Source organism: Actinacidiphila sp. bgisy145 (assembly GCF_057708125.1).
Map to the genome: position 1 here is coordinate 24,565 of NZ_JBYIRL010000067.1, position 6,285 is coordinate 30,849.

Genomic DNA, 6,285 nt, shown 5'->3' on the forward strand with positions numbered 1-6,285 from the left:
CGCGACCAGCCCACCACCGGCCCGGCAGCCGGCACACAACCGCCCACCACCACGGCGCGCGGCCGCAGGACCACCGCCCTGACGGCCGGCGGCGCCCGACGTCGCGGCTCAGCCCCCGGCCAGGGACCCGTCCGGGTCGGCCCGATCCAGCGCGGGCCGCACCATCGGCCCGGTGGAATGCAGCAGATGGTCCGCCGCGGCCGTGTCCGTCACCAGGCTCGTGACCAGCCCGGACCGCAGCACCGCGTTGATCGCCTCGGCCTTCCGCTTCCCCCCGGCGATGGCGAGCACTTCCGGAATGCGGCGCAGCCGATCCGCGTCGATCGTGATGCACCGCTCCCGCAGGTCCCGCCCGACCCGCCGCCCGTGGGCGTCGAACAGGTGGGAGGACATCTCCGCGGCCACCCCGAGGCTGGCGTAGTGCGCGCGCTCGGCGTCGGACACGGCGTCGTACACCGTGGAGATCCCGCTCTCCCACGAGCCGACCGAGACCACGGCCACCGTGACCTTCTCGAAGTAGCTCATCGCGGCCGCGATCTGGCTCTGCGCGCGCAACGCGGACGCAGTGGCGGAGTCGGCGAGCACCATGGGCGCGTACAGCGGGTGGGCCTCGCCGCCGGAGACGGCCGCGGCGGTGCGCACCGCCTCGACGGAGCCGCGCTCGGCGGTGCCGACGTCGTACACCCCGGTGAGCTGCACGACGGTGCACGGCGCGAGCCGGTCCAGCGCGTTGGCCATGGTGATGATGGAGCGGCCCCAGGCCAGGCCGAGCACGTCGCCGTCGCTGACGAGTTCGCCGAGCAGGTCCGCGGCGACCGCGCCGAGGTTCTCCGGGTCGGGCGCGTCGGCCTGGTCCGCGGGGGTCTCGACCACGACCGCGTGCCGCAGGCCGTAGTGGGCGCGCAGCGCGTCGGAGCGCTCGGCGTCCAGTTCCGCGGGCACTCTGATCTCGATCCGCACCAGGTCGCGTTCGAGCGCGGTCTCCAGCACCCGGGCCACCTTGAACCGGCTGACCCCGAACTCCTCGGCGATCTGGATCTTGGACTTGCCCTCGAGGTAGAAGCGACGTGCCATCGCCGCCGCCTGGACCATCTCGCCCGGGCCCATGCGCACCTGTGCGCGGCCTGTGCTCACGTCGCTTCTCCCCAGTCACCCATATGATCAGCTCCGCTGCCATCCTCCCAGACTTCGGGGGTTACGGGCGCGTAGGCGGCAAGCAGGCCCCGGCGATCCGGCGGCCGGCGGCGATCTTCGACTGCCGTTCGGCGGCCGTTCGGCCGGTGTTCCCCGCCCGGCGCGCGTGTCGCGGAGCGGCACCCGCGCCGGTCCGCCGGACAGGAGCGCTGGTCAGCGCGCGGCGACCGCGTCGGCCTGCTCGCGCAGCGCGCGGATCGCGCCGGCCGGGTCGTCCGCGCCGTAGACGGCGGAGCCCGCCACGAAAACGTCGGCGCCGGCCTCGGCGCAGCGCTCGATCGTCGCGGGTGAGACACCGCCGTCGACCTGGAGCCACATCTGGAGGCCGTACTTGTCGATCAGCGCCCGGGTGCGGCGGATCTTGGGCAGCATGATGTCGAGGAACGCCTGCCCGCCGAAGCCGGGTTCGACCGTCATCACCAGCAGCATGTCCAGTTCTGGCAGCAGGTCCTCGTACGGCTCGATCGGGGTGGCGGGCTTGAGCGCCATCGAGGCGCGGGCGCCCTTGGCCCGGATCTCGCGGGCCAGCCGGACCGGCGCGGCGGCGGCCTCCGCGTGGAAGGTGACCGAGCCGGCGCCGGCCTCCACGTAGGCGGGCGCCCAGCGGTCGGGCTGGTCGATCATCAGGTGGCAGTCGAGCGGGATGTCCGTGGCGCGGCCCAGCGCTTCGACCACCGGCACGCCCAGCGTCAGGTTCGGCACGAAGTGGTTGTCCATCACGTCGACGTGGAGCCAGTCGGCGCCCTTGGCCGCGTCGGCCGCCTCGGCGAGCCGGGCGAAGTCGGCGGACAGGATACTGGGGTTGATCTGCGCGGTCATGGTTCCCAAGCAAACCAGATCCGGCGCCGGCCCGTACGGCGGGCCGCCGCCGCGGCGCCGCGCACGGCGCACGGTACCGCCGCGCCGCCCGACTCTACTCGCGGTAACCCCGGTCATGCCGCACCCGCCAGGCTGCTTGACGGGCCTCGCGCCGGGCCTCTTGACGGGATATCAACACAAGCCGACACTTCGTCGTGCCAACTTCCGACACCGTCGGCCAATTCGCCACACGCGACGGTGGGCGCCGGCCGCTGCGCGCCCCGTCGCGGCGCCGTGCGCCCCTCCCCCCACGAAGGAGACGGCACGATGCGTCCGACCGCACCCTTACCGGCACCGGCACCGGCACCGGCACCGGCACCGGCACCGGCACCGGCACCCTCGCACCTCCCGGCGGCGCCGCCCGGAGCCGTCCGCCGGGCCCGCCGGCCGCTGGCCGCGGCCCTCGCGGCGCTGCTGATGCTCTCCTTGCTGGTCCTGTTCGGCTCGTCGCCCCGCGCGCACGCCCTGGACAACGGCCTGGCCCGCACGCCCCCGATGGGCTTCAACGACTGGAACGCGTTCGGCTGCGACGTCAGCGAGCAGCTGATCGAGCAGACCGCCGACTACCTGGTCTCCTCCGGCCTGAAGGACGACGGGTACTCCTACGTCAACATCGACGACTGCTGGATGACCAAGAGCCGCGACGCCAGCGGCAACCTCGTGCCCGACCCGGCGAAGTTCCCCGACGGGATCAGCGGCACCGCCGCGTACGTCCACGCCAAGGGCCTGAGGCTCGGCATCTACGAGAGCGCCGGCACCGCCACCTGCGCGGGCTACCCCGGCAGCCTCGACCACGAGCAGCAGGACGCGGCGAGCTTCGCGTCGTGGGGGGTGGACTACCTGAAGTACGACAACTGCAACAACCAGGGCGTGCCCTGGCAGCAGCGCTACGACGCGATGCGGGACGCGCTGGCGGCGACCGGGCGGCCGATCGTCTTCAGCATGTGCGAGTGGGGCGAGGACAGCGTGTGGACGTGGGGCGCCGGCACCGGCAACCTGTGGCGCACCACCGGCGACATCAACGCCTCCTTCTCCTCGATGCTGTCGATCTTCCACACCAATGTGCAACTCGCGCAGTACGCGGGTCCCGGCGCCTGGAACGACCCGGACATGCTGGAGGTCGGCAACGGCATGTCCTTCACCGAGGACCGCAGCGAGTTCAGCCTGTGGGCGGAGATGGCCGCGCCGCTGATCGCCGGCACCGACCTGCGCGCGGCCACCCCGGCCACGCTGTCGCTGTACGGCAACACGTCGGTGATCGCCGTCGACCAGGACGCGCTAGGCAAGCAGGGCACCGAGGTGTCGTCCGCCGGCGGCCTCGACGTGCTCACCAAGCCGCTGTCCAACGGCGACGTGTCGGTGGCGCTGTTCAACGAGAACTCCTCGGCCGCCACCATCAGCACCACCGCCGCCGCGGTCGCCGCACCGTCCGCGTCGTCGTACAAGCTGACGAACCTGTGGACGAACGAGGTCAGCACCACCAGCGGCGCGATCTCGGCTGCCGTGCCCGGGCACGGCACCGTGATGTTCCGGGTCTCCCCCGGCAGCGGCAGCAGCGTCGGCACCACCCATCCGCTGCGCGGGGCGTCCTCGAAGCGCTGCCTGGACGCCTATGACAACGAGACCGCCGACGGCACACCGATCGAGATCTGGGACTGCGACGGCGGCGCCAACCAGGCGGTCACCCTCACCTCGGCCGGCGAACTGCGGCTGTACGGCGGGACCGCGTGCCTGGACGCCTACGACAACCGGACCGCGGCCGGCACCAAGGTCGAGCTGTGGACCTGCAACGGCGGCGCCAACCAGCAGTGGCGGCTCAACGCGGACGGCACCGTCACCGGGGTCCAGTCCGGCCTGTGCCTCGACGTCACCGGCGGCGACCAGCCCGCGGGCAACGCCAACGGCACCGGGCTGGAGCTGTGGACCTGCAACGGCGGCGCCAACCAGCAGTGGAGCCTGCTCTGACCCGCGCCTGCCGGCCGTACGGCCCCGGTTCCGCCCGGGGCCGCACGGCACCGCGCCGTCAGCGGCGGCGCAGCAGCGCGAGGTACATCGCGTCCGTGCCGTGCAGGTGCGGCCACAGCTGGACGTCGGGGCCGTCGCCGAGCGCGGGCACGCCCGGCAGCAGCGGGCGGGCGTCGATCTGCTCGGCGGCGGGCGCGTGCGGTGAGCGCAGCACGTCGTCGACGACCGCGCGGGTCTCGGCCAGGTGCGGGGAGCAGGTCGCGTAGCCGACCACCCCGCCGGGCCGTACCGCTGTCAACGCCTCGGTGAGCAGGGCGCGTTGCAGCGGGCCGAAGCCGCCGACGTCCTCCGCGCGGCGCCGCCAGCGCGCCTCCGGGCGGCGCCGCAGCGCGCCGAGTCCGGTGCAGGGCACGTCGACCAGCACCCGGTCGAAGGAGCCGGGCCGCCACACCGGGCGGGTCCCGTCGGCGACCACCACCTGGTAGGGGCCCGGGTTGCCGTGCAGGGCGCGGCCCACCAGCCGGGCCCGGTGCGGCTGCTTCTCGGCGGCGACCAGGTGCGCGCCGCGCCCGGCGGCCAGCGCCGCGAGCAGCGCCGCCTTCCCGCCGGGGCCCGCGCAGCCGTCCAGCCAGCGCGTGTCGGGGCCCTCGAGCGGGGCCGCGGCGAGTGCCGCGGCGACCAGCTGGCTGCCCTCGTCCTGCACACCGGCGTCGCCGTCGTGCACGGCCGGCACCGCGGCCGGGTCGCCGCCCTCGGCGAGCCGCACCGCGTACGGCGACCAGCGGCCCGGCGCGGTGGCCTCCGGCGGCAGCGACCGCGCGATCTGCTCGGGCGAACTGCGGCCGGGCCGGGCCACCAAGGTGACCTCGGGCCGCTCGTTGTCGGCCGCGAGCAGCTCCTCGATGCCGGCCCGGCCGCCGCCGAGCGCGTCCCACAGCGCGGAGACCACCCAGCGCGGGTGGGAGTACACCACGGCGAGGTGGTCCTCGGGGTCCTCGTCGTAGGGCGGGGCGACCTGCGCCAGCCACGCGTCCAGATCCTGCGCGGCGACCCGGCGCAGCACCGCGTTCACGAACCGGGCCCGGCCGTCGCCGAGCACCACCCGGGCCAGCTCCACGGTCGCCGAGACCGCGGCGTGCGCGGGGATGCGGGTGGCCAGCAACTGGTGGGCGCCCAGCGCCAGGACGTCCAGGACCGGAGGGTCCACCTCCCGCAGCGGCCGGTCCACGCAGGCCGCGATCACCGCGTCGTACGTGCCCTGGTGGCGCAGGGTGCCGTACACCAGCTCCGTCGCCAGGGCCGCGTCCCGGCGGTCGAAGGTGCGGCCCTTCTTCGCCGCTTCCTGCTCCGCGGCGCGCAGCAGGCCCGGCAGCACCAGGTTCGCGTAGGCGTCCCGCTCCCCCACCGCCCGCAGCGCCTCGAACGCCAACACCCGCACCGGGTCCTTCTGCGGACGGCGGTACGGCTTGCCCTGCGTGCTCTTCAAAGGTGCTCCGGTTTTCCTCATACGAACGTACGGCTCGCCGCCAAGGGTACGGCGGGAGGAGCCGCGGTCGGTCGGGGGCGCCGGGTGGCCCCGCGTCACCCGCCGAACCGGGTGCCGGGTTCGATCCGGGTGCCCCGGGCCCAGTCGGCGGCGGCCATGGCGCGCTTGCCGACCGCCTGGACGTCGCCGAGGCGGACCGGGTGGCTTCCGGTACCGACGTACACGGCCTTCTTGGTCACCCCGATCTCGCCGGGCGCGAGCCCTTGGGCGTCGGGCGCGAGCCCTTCGGCGTCGGGGGCGGGCACGACGGGCCCGAGCTTGACCCGTTCGCCGCCGAGCAGCGTCCACGCCCCGGGCGCGGGCGTGCAGCCGCGGATCAGCCGGTCGACGCGCAGCGCGGGCGCACTCCAGTCGACGGCCGCGTCCTCCACCGTGATCTTGGGCGCGACGGTCACGCCGTCGGCGGGCTGGGGGCGCCCGACGAGATCGCCCTGCTCGATGCCGTCCATCGTGGCGACCAGCAGCCGCGCGCCGCTGTGCGCGAGCCGCCCGAGCAGGTCGCCGCTGGTGTCCTTCGGCCGGATCTCCTCGGTGACGACGCCGTACACCGGCCCGGAGTCCAGGCCCTGTTCGATGAGGAAGGTGGACGCGCCGGTCACCTCGTCCCCGGCCATCACGGCGTGCTGCACCGGGGGGGGGGGGGGGGGGGGGGGGGGGAGGGGGGGGGGGGGGGGGGGGGAGGAGAGGGTGTGTAAGGGGATGCCCGAGGTGTTCCAGCGCGG

4 protein-coding genes and 1 pseudogene are annotated in these 6,285 nt (G+C 74.6%); 1 reads left to right on the forward strand and 4 read right to left on the reverse strand.

Features of this window, described 5'->3' with window-relative positions; translation table 11 throughout:
• Positions 1-108: 108 nt before the first annotated feature.
• Both AC3ERT_RS35230 and rpe read right to left on the reverse strand, forming a co-directional pair.
• Positions 109-1,107, reverse strand: a complete 999-nt coding sequence (locus tag AC3ERT_RS35230) for a sugar-binding transcriptional regulator (RefSeq protein ID WP_335976269.1) — start codon at positions 1,105-1,107, stop codon at positions 109-111.
• A gap of 240 nt (positions 1,108-1,347) precedes the next feature.
• A complete protein-coding gene (gene rpe, locus AC3ERT_RS35235) occupies positions 1,348-2,013 on the reverse strand; it encodes a ribulose-phosphate 3-epimerase (protein WP_335975947.1) in 666 nt (221 codons plus the stop codon).
• A 456-nt stretch (positions 2,014-2,469) separates the two neighbouring features.
• Between rpe and AC3ERT_RS35240 the strand changes: the two genes are divergently transcribed.
• The gene (locus tag AC3ERT_RS35240) at positions 2,470-4,017 is read left to right on the forward strand and encodes a glycoside hydrolase family 27 protein (RefSeq protein ID WP_435179124.1); all 1,548 of its coding nucleotides are present in this window, start codon (positions 2,470-2,472) and stop codon (positions 4,015-4,017) included.
• 58 nt (positions 4,018-4,075) lie between these two features.
• Here AC3ERT_RS35240 and AC3ERT_RS35245 read toward each other — a convergent pair whose 3' ends face one another.
• On the reverse strand, positions 4,076-5,524 hold the full coding sequence (locus AC3ERT_RS35245; RefSeq protein WP_435179120.1) for an RsmB/NOP family class I SAM-dependent RNA methyltransferase: 1,449 nt from the start codon (positions 5,522-5,524) through the stop codon (positions 4,076-4,078).
• A 74-nt stretch (positions 5,525-5,598) separates the two neighbouring features.
• Positions 5,599-6,195 (reverse strand): annotated as a pseudogene (locus tag AC3ERT_RS35250) (methionyl-tRNA formyltransferase); the annotation flags it as partial.
• Between the last annotated feature and the right edge of the window lie 90 nt (positions 6,196-6,285).

What these genes read in the sequence shown, in the direction of transcription:
- rpe (WP_335975947.1), bottom strand. Translation starts at nt 2,013, where the DNA reads ATGACCGCGCAGATCAACCCCAGTATCCTGTCCGCCGACTTCGCCCGG.
- AC3ERT_RS35245 (WP_435179120.1), bottom strand. Translation starts at nt 5,524, where the DNA reads ATGAGGAAAACCGGAGCACCTTTGAAGAGCACGCAGGGCAAGCCGTAC.
- AC3ERT_RS35230 (WP_335976269.1), bottom strand. Translation starts at nt 1,107, where the DNA reads ATGGGCCCGGGCGAGATGGTCCAGGCGGCGGCGATGGCACGTCGCTTC.
- AC3ERT_RS35240 (WP_435179124.1), top strand. Translation starts at nt 2,470, where the DNA reads ATGCTCTCCTTGCTGGTCCTGTTCGGCTCGTCGCCCCGCGCGCACGCC.